The following is an 18,648-nucleotide window of genomic DNA, read 5'->3' as shown; positions in this document are numbered from 1 at the left end:
CGGGGTCGATCTTCACGTCAAGGGTGCTGCTGGAGCCGGTGTTGGTGGTGTAGCCAACTTGCGGCACATCACCGTTGAAGTCTTTAACCGGCGTAAAGGCGTAAGCGCCATCAGCACCAATGGTGATCGAACCCACGCCCGCGATAACGGCCGTCTGGCCCGCAGTGTAAGTGGTGCCGTTGACATTAAACGTGGCAACGCTCAGCACGTTGTCTACATCGACGTCATTGGCAAGTACATTGCCGGTAGCAACGCCGTCTTCCCGTGCACTGCCGTTGTCCGCTTGCAGGACACTCGGATCGTCCACTGCGTCGACCTTGACCACCAGCGTGCTGCTCGATCCGGTATTGGTGGTGTAGCCAATCTGCGGCACGTCGCCGTTGAAGTCCTTGACCGGCGTGAACGTGTAAGCGCCATCAGCCGCGATGGTGATGGAGCCGACGCCAGCAATGACAGCCGTTTGACCGGCGATGAACGTCGCACCGCCGACGTTGAACGTAGCGACCGACAAGACGTTGTCGATATCGCTGTCGTTCGTCAGCACGTTGCCGGTGGCAACGCCATCTTCGGCAATGGTGCTGCTATCCGCCTGCAAAACACTTGGGTCATCCACTGCGTTAACGGTGGTGGTGGCTGCCTGCGGGTTGATTGCCAGGTTTTCGTAATTGCCGCCCGTCGCACTGGTGATGGTCGCGCTGACACTAAGGTCTTTGCCATCAGCCAGATTGGCTGGGGTATCGACGCTCACGGTGCCGGTGGTCTTGCCGGCTTCGATGGTGATGGTGGTGTTGTTGGACAGCGTGATGGTGACGTCGGTCTGCGCGGCGTTGTTCACGGTGGCGGTGTAGACGATTTTGCCACCTTCATCCACCGAAGCCGTCGCGGTGAGCGTAACGGTGGTGGTGTCGATGGTGTCATTGACCTGAGTGACGGCCGGCGTCGGGTCGGTGGTGATGATCAGGTTGCCGCCGCCGGAGGTGCCGGCGATGGTGGCCGAGATCGACGAGGCGTCCAGGTAAGGCGTGTCATTGCCGGCGAAGGTGACGTTCAGGGCGCCCGAGGTCTGGCCGGCCGCGACTACCACAGCGAGGCCATTGGACAGCGTGACGGTCAGGTCACTGGTGGGGGCCTGAGTGACGAACACGGTGTAAACCACTACGCCACCGGCTTCGGTGATGGTCGGCGTGGCGGTCAGGGTAATGGTGACGTTGCGCGGGTCGACGCCGTTGTTATCAGCGCCGGTCAGGGTGTTAGCCGCCGCATCTGCAGCATTTAAACCGTTGGTCGGATAACCGATGGTTGGGTCGACCACACCGGCCGTCGCTTCCAGCACGACAAAGCTATGGCCGCCGCCGACGGCGCCGTCTGCACCGGCTGCGGTCGGGCCTGCCGCAGTGGCTTCAAGATCTTGGGTCGGGTCGGCACCGGCGGCGATGGCTTGCTGCAGTTCGGCGACGGACGGTGCTGCTTGAGCGGTGGCGGCGCTGAGGTCGGTGGTCGAGTCAGGTGCATTGGCGCTCCACTGGGTGTCGCGGCCCAGGTCAATGACGCGGCCATCGGTCAGTTCCAGCGAAACGGCGCCCGCCGGGCCAGTGTCGACCAGCTCGCCGGCGAACAGACGATCACCTTCTACCAGCAGGCGGCGGATCCCTTCTGGGGATACTGCGAACACTTGACCGACAATGCTTTTGACGACCGCAACGCTGCTCATAAAAGACTCTCCGTGTATTGCCATTCAGGGGGTATCCACCCAGGAGACCGGCCCTGTCGCTGGTGCCGATTCAATAAGCTGGAGTACTTAATTTCTTCGAAAACTTACTGGCGTCAATTTTTTGATGGCGCGCCAGAAAAATTACTTTTCCGTCAAGGTATTGACCTATTGGGCGTCATCCTAAACAATCCGCCCGGTAATGTCACATTGATATTTAAGCGGCTTCGCGACTTTCTGTTTGCGCCCTCCGGCGCCCAATAAAAACGGGCATTTCGAGTTGCCACTCCCATGCAATATTTCAAGTTTGTTGCGGCTTTCAGGCAACCAATCCCCGGGGAAAAATCAGAATGCGTTTGCACTTATTCACAGCTGTGCCGTTTGTTCTCGCGGCAAGTTTCGTACAGGCTCAAACACTGCAAGAAGCCATGCAGAAGGCTGTGGATGTTCACCCGGAGATTCAGGCCGCCGTCAACGCACGTATCGCTGCCGACTATCAGGTCCGGGCAGCCCAGGGCGGTTACCTGCCTAAAATCGATTTGCTGGGCGGTTATGGCCGTGAAAGCTCCGACAACACGTCGACCCGCGCCGCCAGCAACAGCCATGACTGGAAAACCCTGAATCGCGGCGAGTCGAGCATTCGCCTCCAGCAAAACCTGTTCCAGGGTTTCGGGACGCAGAATGAAGTCGGGCGCCAGCAGGCCACCGCCAACTCTCGCGGTTATGCCCTGCTCAATACCACCGAGCGCACCGCGCTGACCGTTGCCCAGGTTTATCTGGATGTCCTGACTCGTCGCGAGATGGTGCAGTTGGCAGAAGACAACCTGAAGAGCCACGAGCGCATCTTCGACCAGATCAAATTGCGTACCAGCCGCGGGGTCGGCCGGATGGCCGATATGGACCAGGCCGAAGCCCGTCTGGCCCAGGCGCGCAATAACCTGCTGACCGAGCAGACCAACCTTGAAGACGCCAAAGCCAACTATGTAAGCGCCGTGGGCCAAGAGCCCGATGAACTGGAACGGCCGCAGGGCTTCGTCGCCCTGATGCCTGCCAGCCTCGATGAGGCACGCCGGCAGATGGTGGAAAGCAGCCCGGTGCTGCGCTCGGCCGAATCGGACATCGCTGCCGCTGAAAAGCAGTACGAATCCGCCAAGTCGACGTTCTATCCACGCTTCGACGCAGAGCTGCAGCGTTCGGCCAACAACAATGTCGGCGGCGAAGAAGGCCACGACAACGGTTACTCCGCGATGCTGCGCATGCAGTTCAACCTGTACTCGGGCGGCAGCAACAAGGCCGACCTGCAGTCCAAGGCCTCCCAGGCGTCCCAGGCGCTGGATATCCGCAACAATGCCTTGCGTGAGTTGAACCAGGAATTGAGCCTGGCGTGGAACGCCTACAACAACGCCACCTCGCAATTGCCGATCGCCCAGGAATACGTGGACCGCAGCACCCGCGTGCGCACGTCATACCAGCAGCAGTTCAGCCTGGGTGAGCGTACACTGCTCGACTTGCTCGACAGCGAGAACGAACTGTTCACCGCATCGCAGCGCCTGGCGCAGATCAAAAACCTGCAGTTGTACACGCAATACCGCATCAAAGCGGATATGGGCCAACTGCTGCGAAGCCAGGGCGTCGTTGCGCCGCTGGCATCGGTTGTGCAAAACGAAGTCAAAACGAAGGTGAACCTGCCAGGGATGAACTGATTCTTGACGGAGTTGAACCGTTCAACTGCATTAAGAGAGAGTCAGCTTGGATTCTGAAATAGGTGTGGCGCAACTCAACCATGACCCGCGCAGTCAGCATGACGACCCCTTGCTGGACGGGTTGCTGACGCTCTGTTCCCTGCATTACAAGCCCGCCAGCCGGGCGATGCTGACCACCGGCCTGCCACTGGCCGGACAGCGCCTGGGCCCGGATCTGCTGCCTCGCGCAGCGGCCCGGGCGGGTTTGCAGGGGCGTTTGCTGCAGCGCAAGCTTGAGCAGATCCCAACCATTGCACTGCCGGCGTTGCTGTTGTTGAAGGAAGGCCGCAGTGCAGTGCTGTTGGGCTGGGAAGGTGACACCGCGCGCTTGTTGCTCAGCGAAAGCGAAGGCGGCGAAGTCCAGGTCAGCCGTGAGGCACTGAGTCAAGATTACAGCGGTCGGGTTTTCTTCGCCCAGCCGCAACATAAATTTGACGTTACCAGCGGCACGCTGATCCCCCGCGCGCGCTCCTGGTTCAAAGACACGCTCAAACGCTCGCGTTGGTTATATGCCGACGCTATCGCCGCCAGCCTGGTGATCAACCTGATCGCCCTGGCCGCGCCATTATTCGTGATGAACGTGTACGACCGCGTGGTGCCGAACCAGGCCACCGCCACCCTATGGGTGCTGGCCATCGGTATCTGTGGCGCTTACCTGTTCGACCTGCTGCTTAAAAGCATGCGCAGCCTGTGCTTGGACCTTGCGGGCAAGAAAACCGACCTGATCATTTCTGCGACGCTGTTCGAGCGCATCGTGGGCATGGCGATGAAAATGCGCCCGGCGCGGGTCGGCAGCTATGCGCAGAACATCCATGAATTCCAGGGAATGCGCGATTTCCTGACTTCGCTGACCCTCACCAGCCTCATTGACCTGCCCTTCACGCTGATCATCCTTGGGGTGATCGCACTGCTGGGCGGCCATCTGGTGTGGATCCCCATTGTCGCTTTCCCGCTGGCGCTGGGTATCGGCCACTTTCTGCAAAAACCACTCACCGCGACCCTGGAACGCACCATGGCGCTGAGTGCAGAACGCCAGTCGAGCCTGATCGAAACCCTCGCCGGGCTGGATGCGGTGAAGGTCAACAACGCTGAAAGCGAACGCCAATACCAGTGGGAACAGACCATCGGCACCCTCAGCCGCCTGGAGCTGCGGGTCAAAGTGCTGTCCGGCCTGGCGATGAATATCACACTGCTGATCCAGCAAGTGGCCGGCGTGGCGATGATCATTTTCGGCGTGTATCAGATCATCGATGGCACCCTCAGCATGGGCGGCCTGGTGGCGTGCTACATGCTCAGCGGCCGTGCCCTCGGCCCGTTGGCGCAGCTCTCGGGCCTGCTGACGCGCTACCAGCAAGCCAAGGTGACGATGGTGTCGGTGGACCAGATGATGGAGCTGCCGCAGGAACGCAACTTCGAAGAGCGCCCCCTCAGCCGTAAAACGCTGCAAGGCGCGATGACGTTCCGTGAGGTCGACTTCACTTACCCGAACCAGCAGACGCTGGCGCTGCGCGGTATCAACCTGAGCGTAAAACCCGGTGAAAAAATCGGCATCATCGGCCGCAGCGGCTCGGGCAAAAGCTCCCTGGCCAAACTGCTGGTGGGTTTGTATCAACCTGACTCCGGCTCGCTGCTGGTGGATGGCGTGGATATTCGCCAGATCGATGTCAGCGAGTTGCGCCACAACATCGGCTACGTGGCCCAGGACATCCAATTGCTGGCCGGCACCTTGCGCGACAACCTGGTCTGCGGTGCACGCTATGTGGATGACGAGATGGTGCTGCAAGCGGCAGAGTTGGCCGGCGTGCATGAATTCGCCAGGCTTCACCCGCAAGGCTACGAGCTGCAGGTGGGCGAGCGCGGGCAAAACCTTTCAGGCGGTCAGCGCCAGAACGTCGCCCTGGCCCGTGCGTTGCTGTTGAACCCACCGATCCTGTTGCTGGACGAACCGACCAGCGCCATGGACAACACCGGTGAAGAGCGCCTGAAACAGCGCCTGCAGTCGGTGATCGAAAACAAGACGGTGATTCTGGTGACCCACCGTGCTTCGCTGCTGAGCCTGGTGGACCGCCTGCTGGTGATCGACCGTGGCCAGATACTCGCAGACGGCCCGAAAGCGGCCGTGATGGAAGCACTGAAGAAGGGGCAGATCAGTGTCGCTTAACTCCGGTTCGGGCCGCTTTAAACGCGGCATCTTCAATTACTTCAAAGGCACCGACTCCCTCGACGACCAGCCATTGCCCGAAGTGGAAAAGGCGCTGGTGGACGATGCACCGCGAATCGTACGCCTGACCATCTGGGGCGTGATCGGCTTCTTCGTGTTCCTGGTGTTGTGGGCGCACTTCGCGATTATCGACGAGGTAACCAAGGGCGAAGGCAAAGCGATCCCCTCCTCGCGCATCCAGAAAATCCAGAACCTGGAAGGCGGCATCGTCGCGCAGATCTATGTGCACGAAGGCCAGATTGTCGAAGCCGGCGCGCCGCTGGTGCGCCTGGACGACACGCGATTTGCCTCCAACGTCGGCGAAACCGAAGCCGACCGCGTGGCCATGGAACTGCGCGTCGAACGCCTGAGCGCGGAAGTCGACAACCGCCCGCTGAATATCTCCGATAACGCGCGCAAGACCGCGCCGAACCAGGCCTCGAACGAAGAGTCGCTGTACCTGAGCCGACGCCAGCAACTGGCGGACGAGATTGGCGGGTTGCAACAACAGTTGCTGCAACGTCAGCAGGAGTTGCGTGAATTCAGCTCCAAGCAGGAGCAGTACCGTAACAGCCTGGGCCTGTTGCGCCAGGAGATCGGCATGTCCGAACCGCTGGTGCAGCAAGGCGCGATATCGCCGGTAGAAGTACTGCGCCTCAAGCGCTCCGAGGTGGAAACCCGAGGCATGCTCGACGGCACAACCCTGGCGATCCCGCGCGCCCAGGCGGCGATCAACGAAGTGCAGCGCAAAATCGACGAAACCCGCGGCAAATTCCGCAGCGAAGCCCTGGCCCAATTGAACGAAGCCCGCACCAACCTGAGCAAGGCCCAGGCCACCTCAAAGGGCCTGGAAGACCGCGTCAGCCGCACCATGGTCACCTCCCCGGTGCGCGGTATCGTCAAGCAGATGCTGGTCAACACCGTCGGCGGCGTGATCCAGCCCGGCAGCGACATCGCCGAAGTGGTGCCGCTGGACGACACGCTGCTGGTGGAAGCGCGAATCCGTCCGCAAGACATCGCCTTCCTGCATCCTGGCCAGGAAGCCGTGATCAAATTCACCGCCTATGACTACACCATCTACGGCGGACTCAAAGGCAAACTCGAAACCATCGGCGCCGACACCGTGATGGACGAAGAAAAGAAGAACACCTTCTACGTCATCAAACTGCGCACCGACCGCAGCCACCTGGGCACCGATGAGAAGCCGCTTCTGATCATCCCGGGCATGGTGGCGTCGGTAGACATCATCACCGGCAAGAAAAGCATCCTGAGCTACCTGCTCAAGCCGATCATCAAATCGCGGGCAGAGGCATTGCACGAGCGCTGATATTTTCACGAGCAGTGAAGGGAAATGCAGGGAGATGTGCGAAAACTTGGGTTTTCGCAAAAATAGTCAGATTTCAGGGGTTTACAGAACCTCGGCAGTCGCTATAATCGTCGCCCTAACACGCCGGTATAGCTCAGTTGGTAGAGCAACTGACTTGTAATCAGTAGGTCCCGGGTTCGACTCCTGGTGCCGGCACCATACAAAACAAGGGCTTGCAGCGATGCAGGCCCTTGTTGTTTCTGCAATACGTACAATCACACGTACATTAGGCAACGGGCCGCATTCAACCCGCTATGCTTTCGACCATTTATCCACAGCCATTTCCCGACATGCGGTCAGGGACAGGAAAGTGACGACGATGCTCTCCGGAAAGATCAAAGTGACGTTTGAAGTTCCTGACGAGAGTGAAGCAGAAGACGGCGTTCGTCCTTTCATTTCGCTTGATACAATGGACCTTGTGGACGCGGCCATCGAGTCGGGTCTTCCAGACCACTCCCCTCTGGTCGGCCTCATACATGAAGCAGTGGAAGACCTGGACTTTCAGGAGTTGCTAGAAGCACACCTGTTGTCATGGGTGCCAGAGGACCGCCCAGCTGCGGCAGATGCCATCGCGGATTGGTTGGAATATCTGGCCAGGTTGATCCGTAAACAGAATGATCATTTGTCGCTGGACTTGAAGCCAAGACCGTCTCAGGGCCCTCGCTACTGAGCGACCACTGTCGCTCCTTCTCCTCCCACCTCACCCCGCCTTCCACACCGAACTAGCGTTCGGTGATCCCTCGTGCCTGTTCGTCAGCGCAACTCAAGGTTTACCGCACCCTCCATCTTTGTATAGCTAACTGCTTCACATGTAGACAATTGCTATACAAGCGGCTATTATCCGCTTCACGGGTCGGACACACGCCCGTGCGCTGCGCTTAACACCCGCGGCACCACTATCCCATTAGAGGAATGCACCATGAATCTTCAGACCAGCCGATTCACCACTCAATAAACGCGGGAGGTACACCCACGACTTCACAGGTTAAACAGGACTAAATCATGACTACACATAGCATGCCGTCTCTATCAGCTACCCCAGATAAAACCAAACCCGTCCCTATCAACATGAGGGTCGATTTTAAAAAACGAGACTTGATCGATGTGGCCGCAGCCATGTCGGGAAGCGATCGGACCAGCTTTATCCTGGACGCTGCTTGTAAAAAAGCAGAGGAAGTAATCCTGGATCAACGTCTGTTCATCCTTGCCGACAATGATTTCGACGCCTTTGAGCAAGCCTTACAGAACAATCCCGTAAGGAGTAACACATGGCTACAGAAATTGTTGAACAGGCCGACCCGCTGGAGCTAAGCCAGCCGGAGAAGCTTAATGAGCACCACAATGTCGACCAGTTCGACTGTGGCGAAGACTCGATAAATGAGTTTTTGAAGAAAAAGGCAATCAAGGCCCAGCTGGCCAAGACCGCTACCGTTCTTGTCACCTGCCTGAAAGGCTCCAACGTGGTCGTGGGTTATTACACGCTCTCGAACGGGACCATAATGCGGGCAGACGTTGTTCCCAGGAAGGCACAGCGCAACTCCCCAGACCAGCACCCCATTACCATTCTGGGCCGCATGGGAGTTTGTAAGACGCTCCAAGGCCAAGGCTTGTCGCTGGATCTCATTCAAGATGCCGTGTTGCGATCTCTCGCCGCATCTGAAGCGGTCGCGTCAACCGCACTCGTTGTGCACCCGCTGAATGAGCAGCTCGTGGGGCTCTACGAAAAGGCTGGGTTCCTTCGTAGTCCCCAGCTATCACCGATAGCGATGATGCTCCCTCTCGTCTGACTCTTCATTTTCAGACAGCACCCTGGCCGCAGGCATCTGCGGCCAGATACGCCACTGCGTTGATAGCGACCGCTACCAGTTCATGATCGCCAGCTCGCCTGTTTTTTCGGACACACCCTTCCGTGGGTTGGCCGTGCTATATCGGATATCCATCGCCTCCATGCGGAACCCTTCAAAAACCAGGCGGATATCCGGGTGATCATTGATGCTTACCATCACCTTGCCTTCGCAGGCGCGCATGAACTCCGCCATAAGTTCGTACTGATCAAAGCCAAACTCGACGCCGTAACCCTCTGTTTTCCAGTAGGGAGGGTCCATATAGTGAAAGGTGTGGGGCCGATCGTACTTTTGGGCGCACTTCAGCCACGGAAGGTTCTCGACGTACGTGCCTGACAGGCGCTGCCAGGCTTGCGACAGGTTTTCCTCGATCCGCAACAGATTGATAGGCCGGCCGGTGGTGGCAGTGCCGAATGTCTGCCCCGTGGCCTTGGCCCCAAACGCGTGGTGCTGGAGATAGAAGAACCTGGCTGCCTTCTGGATGTCCGTGAGTGTTTCCGGTACTGCCAATTTCTGCCACTCGAATATCTGCCGCGAGCTGAGCGCCCACTTGAACTGGCGCACGAACTCTTCCAGGTGGTGCTGCACGACTCGATAGAGATTCACCAAGTCGCCATTGAGGTCGTTAAGAACCTCAACTTTTGCCGGCTCCTCCCGCTTGAAATACTGCGCCGCTCCGCCGGCGAACACTTCGACGTAGCACTCGTGATCAGGGAACAGCGCCAACAGGCGTTTTGATAGCCGGCGCTTGCCGCCCATCCATGGAACGATTGGGTTTGTCATTTGCAATCCTTTGCAATGGGTTTTCGTGGTGGGTATTTATTTGCAGCTGATCGTCCATAGCTGATCAAGCCGCGTTGTATAGCATAACTTCAGTAAAAGCTTGATCGTGGGGCTCGTTTGGTTTCGAGTGATGGCCAATCGAAATCAATACCGTCCGTCCAATACTTATGCATTTGTGCATATTTTGGCTTGGTGCGATAGCTGTGTTTATGTACAGTGGTTTCGCGAACATTCTGTTTGCACATCAAGTGTTTGCTTGCCCACGCTATCGATAGCCACTGGAAGGCATTCTTAAGGGAACTAAACATCAAGGAGAAACACATGTCACCACCAGATATTACTCTGCCTCCCATTATCGTGACCCCTGATCCACCATTGCCCAATCCACCAGGGCCTCTGCCAGGGGGTGGGGTCATTGCTAAACCACTGCCATGGGACGGCAAGTTCGCTTCTGGCCCTGAAGTTTATGCATTTTTCAATCAGGAACGAATTACGAGCGATCGGTACACAATGTCTGTGATTGTAACCGTCGCTAGCGCTCAACGAAGTATGGAGCAATCCTATACGGCCTACTTGCCCCAATTGCCGGCTGATGTTGAAGCAGAGATCGCGGCAGGTGTAGGACCTAACCCTCTCTCCGAACTTGAGAAGGCCAACAAGGAGAAATCCGTTGTAGACGGCCTGATTGCGCAGAACACCGCAGAATTGGCTACCGCTAACGCAGCTGCTACCGCTTTTTTTGGTAGAAATGTGCTCGCGGTTGAGATGAAAAAAAGTGCGGTTTATTTTGCAAATATCTTTCAATCACCTAAAAACCCAAACAGGCCCCTTGATACTTATAAAAACTGGGAGGCGTCAGCTACGGCGGCGTATTCAGCAAAAATACTTGAGGAAAAAATACGAATTCTTACAGAAAAGTCCGCATTACTGACCCAGAATGTTGCTACGGCCCAGGCAGCAGAAGACGTACGTCTCGCGGCGGAGGCCGAAGCCAAGCGCATTGCCGATGAAGCGGCAGCCGCTGAAGCCGCCAGAATCGCCGCTGAGGTCGAAGCCAAGCGTGTTGCCGATGAAGCGGCTGCAGTTGAGGCAGCCAGGGTCGCTGCTGAGGCCGAGGCCAAGCGCATTGCCGATGAAGCGGCAGCCGCTGAAGCCGCCAGAATCGCCGCTGAGATTGAAGCAAAACGCGTGGCTGATGAGGCTGCCGCTGCTGAAGCGGCGAGAGTCGCGGCAGAGGCTGAAGCTAAGCGGATCGCGGATGAAGCGGCAGCAGCGGAGGCAGCCAGGATCGCCGCCGAAGCAGCTGAGCAAGCCCGCTTAGCTGCAGAGGCTATTCGCGTTGCCAATACGTTTCGTGCTCCAGGCCCAGCGTCAGCGGCTGCACCGTTTGTTATAACCTCGGCGGGAACCATAGCTGTCATTGAAGCGGCGGCAGTGACCTTGCAAACAGCTATCCGCTCTGCAATTGCCGCCTTGACCAGTTTGGCAGCTGGCACCGCCTCAGGTCTTCTGGTTGGGGTTTCTGCTTTAATCTATTCGCCCAAACTGGCTAATGGGGAGTTGCCTGAACGTTATACGTTTAGTACCCCTGTGTCGGATCTTACCCCTGAGCTAAGCCAAGATTTGCCAGCCATTGCCGCCGCCGGCGGTACCGTTGATTTGCCTGTTCGGCTTAGCTCGAAAACAGCTGCAGATGGGCAGTCAGAAGTCATTGTGGTAAAGACTGATGGTGTGACGATTCCTTCGAAAGTCAGGGTGGTGGCTGCTACTTATAACGCCGAACAGAACCTGTACAGTGTGACGACAGGAGACGCCCCACCAAGGACTTTGACTTGGACACCGATTGTCGACCCTGGTAACAGCTCGACCACCCTACCTGCCGAACAACCTGCTCCACCGGTCTACACTGGAGCTAGTGTAACGCCGGTTGAAGGAAGGATTGACACTTTCCCAGGGGTTGCAGACGCTGGTTTTGATGACTTCGTCACCGTGTTCCCGGCAGACTCGGGTCTGCCTCCAATCTATGTGATGTTCAGGGACCGGCGAGAGGATCCAGGCGTGGCGACAGGTGTTGGCCAACCTGTGTCGGGGACTTGGTTAGGCGCTGCATCACAAGGTGAGGGTGCACCCATCCCGTCGCAGATTGCCGATCAACTTAGAGGGAAGGAATTTAAGAACTTCAGAGAGTTTCGAGAAACCTTCTGGAAAGCCGTAGCTAGTGACCCAGAACTTGCGAAACAATTTATTTTGACAAACAGAGACCGCATGATCACTGGTAAAGCTGCAAAGTCCAGAAAAGCTGATGCTGTGGGTAAACGATCATCTTTTGAACTTCATCATATTGACGAAGTTGCGAAAGGCGGAGATATTTACAATATCGAAAACATTCGTGTTTTGACACCTAAGCGTCACATAGATATCCATAAGGAAGTACAATAATGGAACTTAAAAGCAGTATTTCAGAATATACAGAAGCTGAGTTTTTGGAGTTCATGAAGGAGATATTTAAAGAAAATACCGCCAAGACCGATGATCAGCTAGATATACTTTTGGAGCATTTCGAAAGAATCACCGAACATCCTGAAAGCACAGACCTTATTTATTATGCAGCGACGGACGCAGAAAGCACGCCCGAGGCAATAACTAATAAGGTTAAAGAATGGCGGGCCGCCAATGGCAAGCCAGGCTTCAAAACAGCTTAATCAAAGCTAACCAAGCCTAGTCGCCAAAAAAAGGCGACTGGGCTTTTCGCTATTTGCAAACCTTTGACATTTTATTTGCCGCACCGTCAGCCACGAGTGTATAAGCGCAAAACCGTTACTTTACGTCGAGGCGCTGTGATCGATACCAGTCGTTTTTTTTGACTCAAGAGCAACGCGATGGTTTTGGGCGTTACGTCGAGTCCCCCAGAAGGGATGAGCTAGAGCGCTATTTTCACCTGAGCGATGACGACTACAAAGTCCTCGTGCCACTGCGTGGCGAATACAACCGTCTCGGTTACGCCGTACAACTGACCAGCCTTCGTTATCTCGGGGCCTTCCCCGATGACTTTTCAGCCATTCCACAGGAGGTACTGCAAATACTCAGTAAACAGTTGGGTGTTAATGATTTGACTTGCGTCCTGCTCTACGCCGAAACACCTCAACGTCCCGCCATGCCGTCGAGATTCAGGACCGCTACGGTCATCGAGTACTTTCTGACGTAAGTGTCGGCTTTCGGTTAACCCGCTGGCTATATGCACTCTGCTAAACAGGGACGGTTCGTCCGGGCGAGTTGTTTAACCGAGCAACAAACTGTTTGCTGACACATAAAGTCCTGTTGCCAGGTGTCACCGTTGGAACGATTTATTACCCAACTGCGCAACCGGGTGGAAGAGCGTCTCTGGCTTACCTTGGGACGTAGCATAACCTCTGACAGATGCAGCAACTTCAAGCGTTGTTGGTCGTGGCTGAAGACACTCGCGCCTCGCGCCTAGATGAATTACGCTCCGGCCCCGTGATGGTCAGCGGCCCCTCTCTAGTCAGAGCGCTGCGGCGGCTGGATGATGTGCGCGGGCTGGGTATCACCTTACCGCCTGCTGCAGATCCGGCAGCATTTCCTTGCAAGTGTTTTTTGTGATGGGTGCGCATTTCAGTCAACTATACGATGTAGTCTTCAGAAGCATTTGACATGTAACTCTCCTTGGCAAAGCGCAGCACAGGTGTACTGCTGGATGATCCGTCAGTCCGCCGCCCTTCTGCGGTACAGCTAAATGTAATCCAAATACTAGATTTCGCCAGCAGCGCGATTTTTTCGGTGGCTGGATCTACCCCGCGCTCTTTCTCAATCTCGAGCTCTTTTAGGTTCAGCTTTGCCCAGTATTGGGCAGTTGCTGATACGCACCCTCTGTGGGCTCGTCTGGCTGATGGCTGTCACCATCAGTGGGCATGGCATGGGCTTTTTCCTTGGCCTGGCGTTGCATTTCTGCCTGATGCTGAATCTGACGCCAGCGCGAGATCTGCCGGTCGACTGCCTGGTCATAGTCCAGGGCTGACATTTTGTTTTGCGGGAAGTCTTGAACGGCATCCCACGCAGCCTGATCTAACCGCAGGACAATCTCATCATCATTATTAACTACAATAAAGTACAAATTGACGGTACTACAGCCTCGGTAATGAATATCGAGCCTTTGATTGACAAGCTAACTTCATTTGGATGCAACGTATTCAGTGTGGATGGACATAATACAAAAGAGATCATTGACACTATAACTTCCATCAAGCAAAAAAATACTGAAGGTCCTTCTGTGCTGATCGCTCATACGATTAAAGGGCACGGCATCAGCTTTTGCGCAAAAGATCTCAGCTGGCACTATAGAGTTCCGACCAAATTGGAATTGGATTTTGTAAAACAAGAATTGGATTTTCACTGAACATTATAAATTTAGGAGACGCACAGATGAGGGATTTGAGAGATATCATCAATAACTATATTATTTTAAACGCCGAAATCGCGGATATTTACGTTGTGGCCGTAGACTCGGCTATCTCTTCAAATCTTCACGTGTTCAAGAGCCGACTGGGGCATCGTTTTATCGACGTAGGAGTGGCTGAACAAAACGCCTTCGATGTCGCTTCTGGACTTGCCCGAGAAGGGGCAACGGTATTTGTGTTTGGAATTTCTACCTTTTTATTGTACCGAGCGTATGAACAGTTTCGCTCAATAATTTGCGAAAACAAGCTCAAGGTTATATTTGTTGGCCTTTGGTGTGGCCTCTATTACTCCGACCAAGGATATACACACTTACAAATAGACGACATTAACGTCACCCGATCACTACCGAACCTAAACATATATTCGCCTTACAGCGCTCCCAGTGCGGAGTGCTGCCTTGAAGATGCGCTTGAGTATATGGGCCCGTCATATTTAAGAATTGAGAATCCGCTCCCCGATGGCGATTATCTCGACGACTATATGGCCTTTGACCATTCCACACTCAACGGCTCCAAGGCGCTAGCGATACTCGCGACAGGCCAGTCGGTGAAACGAAGTTTATTAGCCTCAAAAAATATTAATTCGACTCTAAAACTTGATATCCCAGTATATCCATTGAGCAACTTGGACGTTAAGCGCTTGCAGTCACAAACTCAAGCGTATTTGGGCAGTTACCAACACCTGCTGATCGTAGAAGAGCACTTGGCTTTCTGCGGAGTAGGGGCCTATATAGGTTTTCTGTCAGCCGCGAGACAGTCCGGCAGCCGAATACATTGCTTGGGGGTTGGTGATCCGATTGTCCGAAACCAAACCTATGACCGGGCTTTAGAATTTCACACACTTAATACACCTGGCATTATAAAAAAATGTTTTGAGATATTGGAGGTTTAACCGATGAAAATTTATATTAACGAAGGTAGTTTCGGATTTGATATGTCGCCGTTGGAAAAAATAGACCTGATCTCCAATTCGGAATTTTCTGGAATTGGTTTTTGGTTCGAAAAGCTTGATCTTTGGTTTCATCAGGCAAATGCAGACCCTCAGGAGTTCAAATCTCTATTGCAGACAAAAAATGTCGACGTAATTGAGATTAACTTCTTAAGATGTCTTTTTACTCATGACTATGAGAATCCTAAATTGCAACATGAAATTTCGAGAGGTATTTATTATGCGAAGCTATTCGGGGCGCCCTTTCTCACAGCTGCGACATTTGGAGAAGATCTTCAACCGTCTCTTTACCGAGAGAACATCAGTAAGTTAGCAGAAAAGCTAGAGCAAGAGGGGCTTTCCCTAGCAATCGAATTCCTACCTTGGACGGAGATCCCCTCAATCACAAAGTTACAGGAGTTAATTGCCGTTGTTGACAGAGATAATGTAGGCATCCTTTTAGATACCTATCATTTCTTTATGGGGGACCCGGACTTGGACGCGCTTAAGAGGATACCACCGGAAAAAATCTTTCTAATCCATGGCAATGACCTACTTAGAGATACCGATCTTTTTTCGAAGCTATCATTGATCGAAATAACCCGCGGCTATCGAGTAGCACCTGGACTGGGCGACTTTCCTCTTAATCAGTTTTTTAAAACTCTTCGGGAAATGGGTGTAAACGCTCCAGTCAGTCTGGAGGTATTGAACAAGGACTCAACATCACAGTACCACATTGAATCCGTGCTTAATTCTTATACTTCAACATTGCACCAGATAGGAGCGTAAGTCATGCATTCAGAACACTTTACCGCAGTGGTAACGGGTGCGGGAGGTACAATTGGCACATGCATATCCTCTCATTTGGCAGGTCTGGGTTATAATTTAGTAATCATTGATACTCACAAAAACAATCTGGATGCTCTTCAATCGAAGATTCAAAGAGAATACCCTGAAAGTCAAGTCCTTGCACTAACCGTTAACATCACTTCACCCCAAGAAGTGATACAAGCGTCACGGGTGGTCCAAAATAGATTTTATGGTATTGACGTACTGATCAATAACGCGGGTATTTCTCCAAAGCTATCCAATGGCATGCGAATACCGGCCCTGAGTATCGATGATGACGAGTGGGACCTCGTAATGGAAACCAATTTAAAAAGTGTTTTTTTGATGTGTAAATATTTCTTCGATGTGCTCAAACGCGATAAAGGTAAAATTGTAAATATTGCCTCCATGATGGGGGTCACTGGCTCTGGCGTTGACACTAACCAAATATTTCCCTATAGCGTATCAGCAGCACACTACAGTGCATCAAAAGCTGGCGTGATAAATTTGACAAAATCATTGGCGCGAGAATTCAGCGAATCGAATGTCCCGGTCTACGCTATTGCTCCCGGTGCGGTTTCTGGTGGGATGGGAAAATTCGACGAAAGCTTCATCAAAAACCTGAAGGAGCAAATACCCAGTCATCAGCTTGGCACCCCTGAAGAATTGTGAACACTCTCAATTTTTTGCTTACCTCCGGCATGAGCTTGACCGGGCAGACCTTGCACGTTAATCATGGATGGTTCATGGGAGGGTAGTCATGTCAGCGCAAAAAATTTACTCGGGAAAATACATCGAAATCTCTCACTGTCGAGACTGTGAAATTCTTGGCTATATGATAATTTCGTTTAAACGGACCGTATCTAAACTCGGGGAGCTCAGCTCGGCTGAAGGTACAGAATTGATGAATGGTTTAGCGTTTGCGGAACGGGCCTTACAAAGTGCTTTCTCTCCTGAAAAGATATATATAATGCGTATTTCTGAGCTAAATCCTGAACTGCATTTTCATGTTTTTCCAAGATACGCGTCTGTGACCAAATTATATTTGGTGGAACACAATGAACCTACTATTGATGGTCCTTCTTTTTTCAGCTGGGCTCGGAAGCGGTTTAGCCGTTCAGTGAACGAGCCTAGCCAAGAGATGTTGGATGCTCAGTCAATACTCACGGAAACCCTTGGCGCTTACTTTTCACGGCCTTTGTAATCATATGCAATCACCCTAAAGCGGGGAATTATTGGAGCGATATGAGCCTTGCTACCTCATAAAATACGGGCTGTATTAGGATAATCGTAGAGGTATATTTTTTTTTTTTGAAAAAGCCATAATTTTTTGCAAAACAGACAGTTATTTTTCTATTCGACTCCTGGTGCCGCACCATACAAAACGAAGCCTCTGCAGAAATGCAGGGGCTTTGTTGTTTCTGGGATATTCATTCTCAATCGCCCCTTCTCCCTTTACCTTCCTGCCTGTTGACCCACCTCTTTTCGCGCCAAAACTCCAGATTTCATCCTTTATGCTAAATTATGTACTGGCAATAATTATGGCGTATTCATAAAAAGGGATAATTGCATGAGCAGCATTTTTCAGCGCCCTGAATTGGCTGAATCAATGGCAAACCAGCTTCTCAATCCTGGCGTATTAGATGAAGGTCTGCGCTCGGGTCTTTTTCTGTCTGGCCTGCGCCGTACGGGTAAAACGACCTTCCTGCGTAACGACCTCATCCCAGCCCTGGAGGCAGCAGGCGCATTGGTGATTTATGTCGACCTCTGGAGCGACACGCTGGCCAAACCGGCAACGCTGGTGCACAACGCCATCCACAAGACCCTGAAAGAACTGCAAACTCCGGGCTCATCAATCCTGCAGACGCTCAAGCGAGTCAGCAATGTCGATCTGGGCGCAGCAGGATTCAAGTTCGATTTCAAACTCGACAGCATCGGCGACGCCGACGGCCCTACATTGGCGCAAGCACTCACAGAGGTCGTCGACCAGGCAAAGGCCGATCTCGTGCTCATCATCGACGAGGCGCAACATGCCATTTCCTCCGAGGATGGCATCCGACTGCTACTGGCCCTCAAGGCTGCTCGTGATGCAATCAACCCACGCCCGAATACGCCGGGCTACTTCCTCTTTATCGGCACAGGCTCCCACAGGGCTCAGGTAAGCGAGCTGAACGCCAAACGCAACCAAGCGTTCTCCGGCGCGACATCGGCCGCGTATCCGCTGCTAAAGGGTGATTACGTTGAATTCCTGCTCAACCGACTGGCAATGACGGTGAAAAAGGAAAAGCTCCCCTCCCTTGAAGCCGCCGTCGAAGCCTTCAATACCCTGGGCAATCGACCTGAGGAAATGCTCAAGGCATTGCGTCAACTACTCCAGCAGGACGGTGACCCTGATCTTTTCCTCCCCGTGATTGCCAGTACCTTACGCTCGGCAGCGGCAAGCATTGAGCTTGAAAAAGTCGAACAGCTGGGCAGCCTGGCTCAGGCGATTTTCAACAAAATCGCAGCTGCCGAAGGCGATGCTCGAGGGATTTTCTCTACCGATGCAGCTGCAGAATACTCAAAGACGGTAGGTCGCGAAGTGCGGGTTGAAGAGATTCAACCGGTGGTGATTGCACTCGTGGCGGAGAACATCATCATGCGGCGAGGGCATGGAATTTATGCGATTACGGATCAGTTTGTTCAGGAGATTTGGCTGGAGGAGCGGGCGTTGATTGAGGGGAGTTAGCAGCGACTGGACAAAGCGCTTTGCCCGCTCCCAGCAGTTTTCGGTATAA

The 18,648-nt window shown here is 53.8% G+C and carries 18 protein-coding genes and 1 tRNA gene; 16 read left to right on the top strand and 3 right to left on the bottom strand.

The window, feature by feature from the left end; all coding sequences use genetic code 11:
• Nucleotides 1–1,711, bottom strand: a 1,711-nt coding sequence (locus tag QRN10_RS13925) for a retention module-containing protein (protein WP_285428569.1), incomplete at its 3' end; no start/stop codon positions are given.
• 347 nt (nt 1,712–2,058) lie between these two features.
• Between QRN10_RS13925 and QRN10_RS13920 the strand changes: the two genes are divergently transcribed.
• The 7 genes from QRN10_RS13920 to QRN10_RS13890 all read left to right on the top strand — a co-directional run bounded on the left by QRN10_RS13920 (nt 2,059) and on the right by QRN10_RS13890 (nt 8,803).
• Nucleotides 2,059–3,411, top strand: a complete 1,353-nt coding sequence (locus QRN10_RS13920; protein WP_181080986.1) for a TolC family outer membrane protein — start codon at nt 2,059–2,061, stop codon at nt 3,409–3,411.
• Nucleotides 3,412–3,457: 46 nt separating this feature from the next.
• The gene (locus tag QRN10_RS13915) at nt 3,458–5,611 is read left to right on the top strand and encodes a type I secretion system permease/ATPase (RefSeq protein ID WP_181080987.1); all 2,154 of its coding nucleotides are present in this window, start codon (nt 3,458–3,460) and stop codon (nt 5,609–5,611) included.
• Nucleotides 5,601–6,977 (top strand): HlyD family type I secretion periplasmic adaptor subunit, encoded by a 1,377-nt coding sequence (locus QRN10_RS13910; protein ID WP_253509984.1) that lies wholly within the window; start codon nt 5,601–5,603, stop codon nt 6,975–6,977. The genes QRN10_RS13915 and QRN10_RS13910 overlap by 11 nt, the downstream gene beginning before the upstream one ends.
• 122 nt (nt 6,978–7,099) lie before the next feature.
• A tRNA-Thr gene (locus QRN10_RS13905) sits at nt 7,100–7,175 on the top strand.
• 22 nt (nt 7,176–7,197) lie between these two features.
• Nucleotides 7,198–7,686: a hypothetical protein gene (locus QRN10_RS13900; RefSeq protein WP_181080988.1), complete on the top strand. Its 489-nt coding sequence runs from the start codon at nt 7,198–7,200 to the stop codon at nt 7,684–7,686.
• Nucleotides 7,687–8,018: 332 nt separating this feature from the next.
• Nucleotides 8,019–8,327, top strand: coding sequence for a type II toxin-antitoxin system TacA family antitoxin (locus QRN10_RS13895; protein WP_181080989.1), 309 nt, complete (start codon nt 8,019–8,021; stop codon nt 8,325–8,327).
• Nucleotides 8,285–8,803, top strand: a complete 519-nt coding sequence (locus QRN10_RS13890; protein WP_181080990.1) for an N-acetyltransferase — start codon at nt 8,285–8,287, stop codon at nt 8,801–8,803. The genes QRN10_RS13895 and QRN10_RS13890 overlap by 43 nt, the downstream gene beginning before the upstream one ends.
• A 72-nt stretch (nt 8,804–8,875) precedes the next feature.
• On the opposite strand, the gene QRN10_RS13885 is transcribed toward QRN10_RS13890, so the two are convergent.
• Entirely contained in the window at nt 8,876–9,643 is a 768-nt protein-coding gene (locus QRN10_RS13885; protein ID WP_253509983.1) for a DNA adenine methylase, read from the bottom strand.
• Between the two features lie 321 nt (nt 9,644–9,964).
• Between QRN10_RS13885 and QRN10_RS13880 the strand changes: the two genes are divergently transcribed.
• The 3 genes from QRN10_RS13880 to QRN10_RS25325 all read left to right on the top strand — a co-directional run bounded on the left by QRN10_RS13880 (nt 9,965) and on the right by QRN10_RS25325 (nt 12,848).
• A complete protein-coding gene (locus QRN10_RS13880) occupies nt 9,965–12,082 on the top strand; it encodes a pyocin-S2/colicin E7-DNase domain-containing protein (RefSeq protein ID WP_285428568.1) in 2,118 nt (705 codons plus the stop codon).
• A complete protein-coding gene (locus QRN10_RS13875; RefSeq protein WP_181080993.1) occupies nt 12,082–12,345 on the top strand; it encodes a bacteriocin immunity protein in 264 nt (87 codons plus the stop codon). The genes QRN10_RS13880 and QRN10_RS13875 overlap by 1 nt, the downstream gene beginning before the upstream one ends.
• Before the next feature lie 158 nt (nt 12,346–12,503).
• Nucleotides 12,504–12,848: a DUF4158 domain-containing protein gene (locus tag QRN10_RS25325; RefSeq protein WP_258197718.1), complete on the top strand. Its 345-nt coding sequence runs from the start codon at nt 12,504–12,506 to the stop codon at nt 12,846–12,848.
• A 639-nt stretch (nt 12,849–13,487) separates the two neighbouring features.
• Here the strand turns inward: QRN10_RS25325 and QRN10_RS13865 are convergent.
• On the bottom strand, nt 13,488–13,772 hold the full coding sequence (locus QRN10_RS13865; RefSeq protein WP_253509981.1) for a hypothetical protein: 285 nt from the start codon (nt 13,770–13,772) through the stop codon (nt 13,488–13,490).
• On the opposite strand from QRN10_RS13865, the gene QRN10_RS13860 reads away from it, so the two are divergent.
• From QRN10_RS13860 to QRN10_RS13835, 6 genes are all read left to right on the top strand, one after another.
• The gene (locus QRN10_RS13860; RefSeq protein ID WP_181081056.1) at nt 13,743–14,054 is read left to right on the top strand and encodes a thiamine pyrophosphate-binding protein; all 312 of its coding nucleotides are present in this window, start codon (nt 13,743–13,745) and stop codon (nt 14,052–14,054) included. The two genes, QRN10_RS13865 and QRN10_RS13860, sit on opposite strands and share 30 nt — an antisense overlap.
• A gap of 26 nt (nt 14,055–14,080) precedes the next feature.
• Nucleotides 14,081–15,007 (top strand): transketolase family protein, encoded by a 927-nt coding sequence (locus tag QRN10_RS13855; RefSeq protein ID WP_181080995.1) that lies wholly within the window; start codon nt 14,081–14,083, stop codon nt 15,005–15,007.
• Nucleotides 15,008–15,010: 3 nt separating this feature from the next.
• Complete coding sequence (locus tag QRN10_RS13850; protein ID WP_253509980.1) at nt 15,011–15,832, top strand: sugar phosphate isomerase/epimerase family protein; 822 nt, start codon at nt 15,011–15,013, stop codon at nt 15,830–15,832.
• Between the two features lie 3 nt (nt 15,833–15,835).
• Nucleotides 15,836–16,543, top strand: a complete 708-nt coding sequence (locus QRN10_RS13845) for an SDR family NAD(P)-dependent oxidoreductase (protein WP_285428564.1) — start codon at nt 15,836–15,838, stop codon at nt 16,541–16,543.
• 88 nt (nt 16,544–16,631) lie between these two features.
• Nucleotides 16,632–17,075: an HIT family protein gene (locus QRN10_RS13840; RefSeq protein WP_181080998.1), complete on the top strand. Its 444-nt coding sequence runs from the start codon at nt 16,632–16,634 to the stop codon at nt 17,073–17,075.
• Between the two features lie 366 nt (nt 17,076–17,441).
• Entirely contained in the window at nt 17,442–18,599 is a 1,158-nt protein-coding gene (locus QRN10_RS13835; RefSeq protein ID WP_285428563.1) for an ATP-binding protein, read from the top strand.
• Nucleotides 18,600–18,648: the final 49 nt, after the last annotated feature.

Source organism: Pseudomonas sp. lyk4-R2A-8, from assembly GCF_030209095.1.
GTDB lineage: Bacteria > Pseudomonadota > Gammaproteobacteria > Pseudomonadales > Pseudomonadaceae > Aquipseudomonas > Aquipseudomonas quebecensis.
Note: the sequence above shows the minus strand (reverse complement) of the source record. Positions and strands in the feature narration are given on the sequence as shown.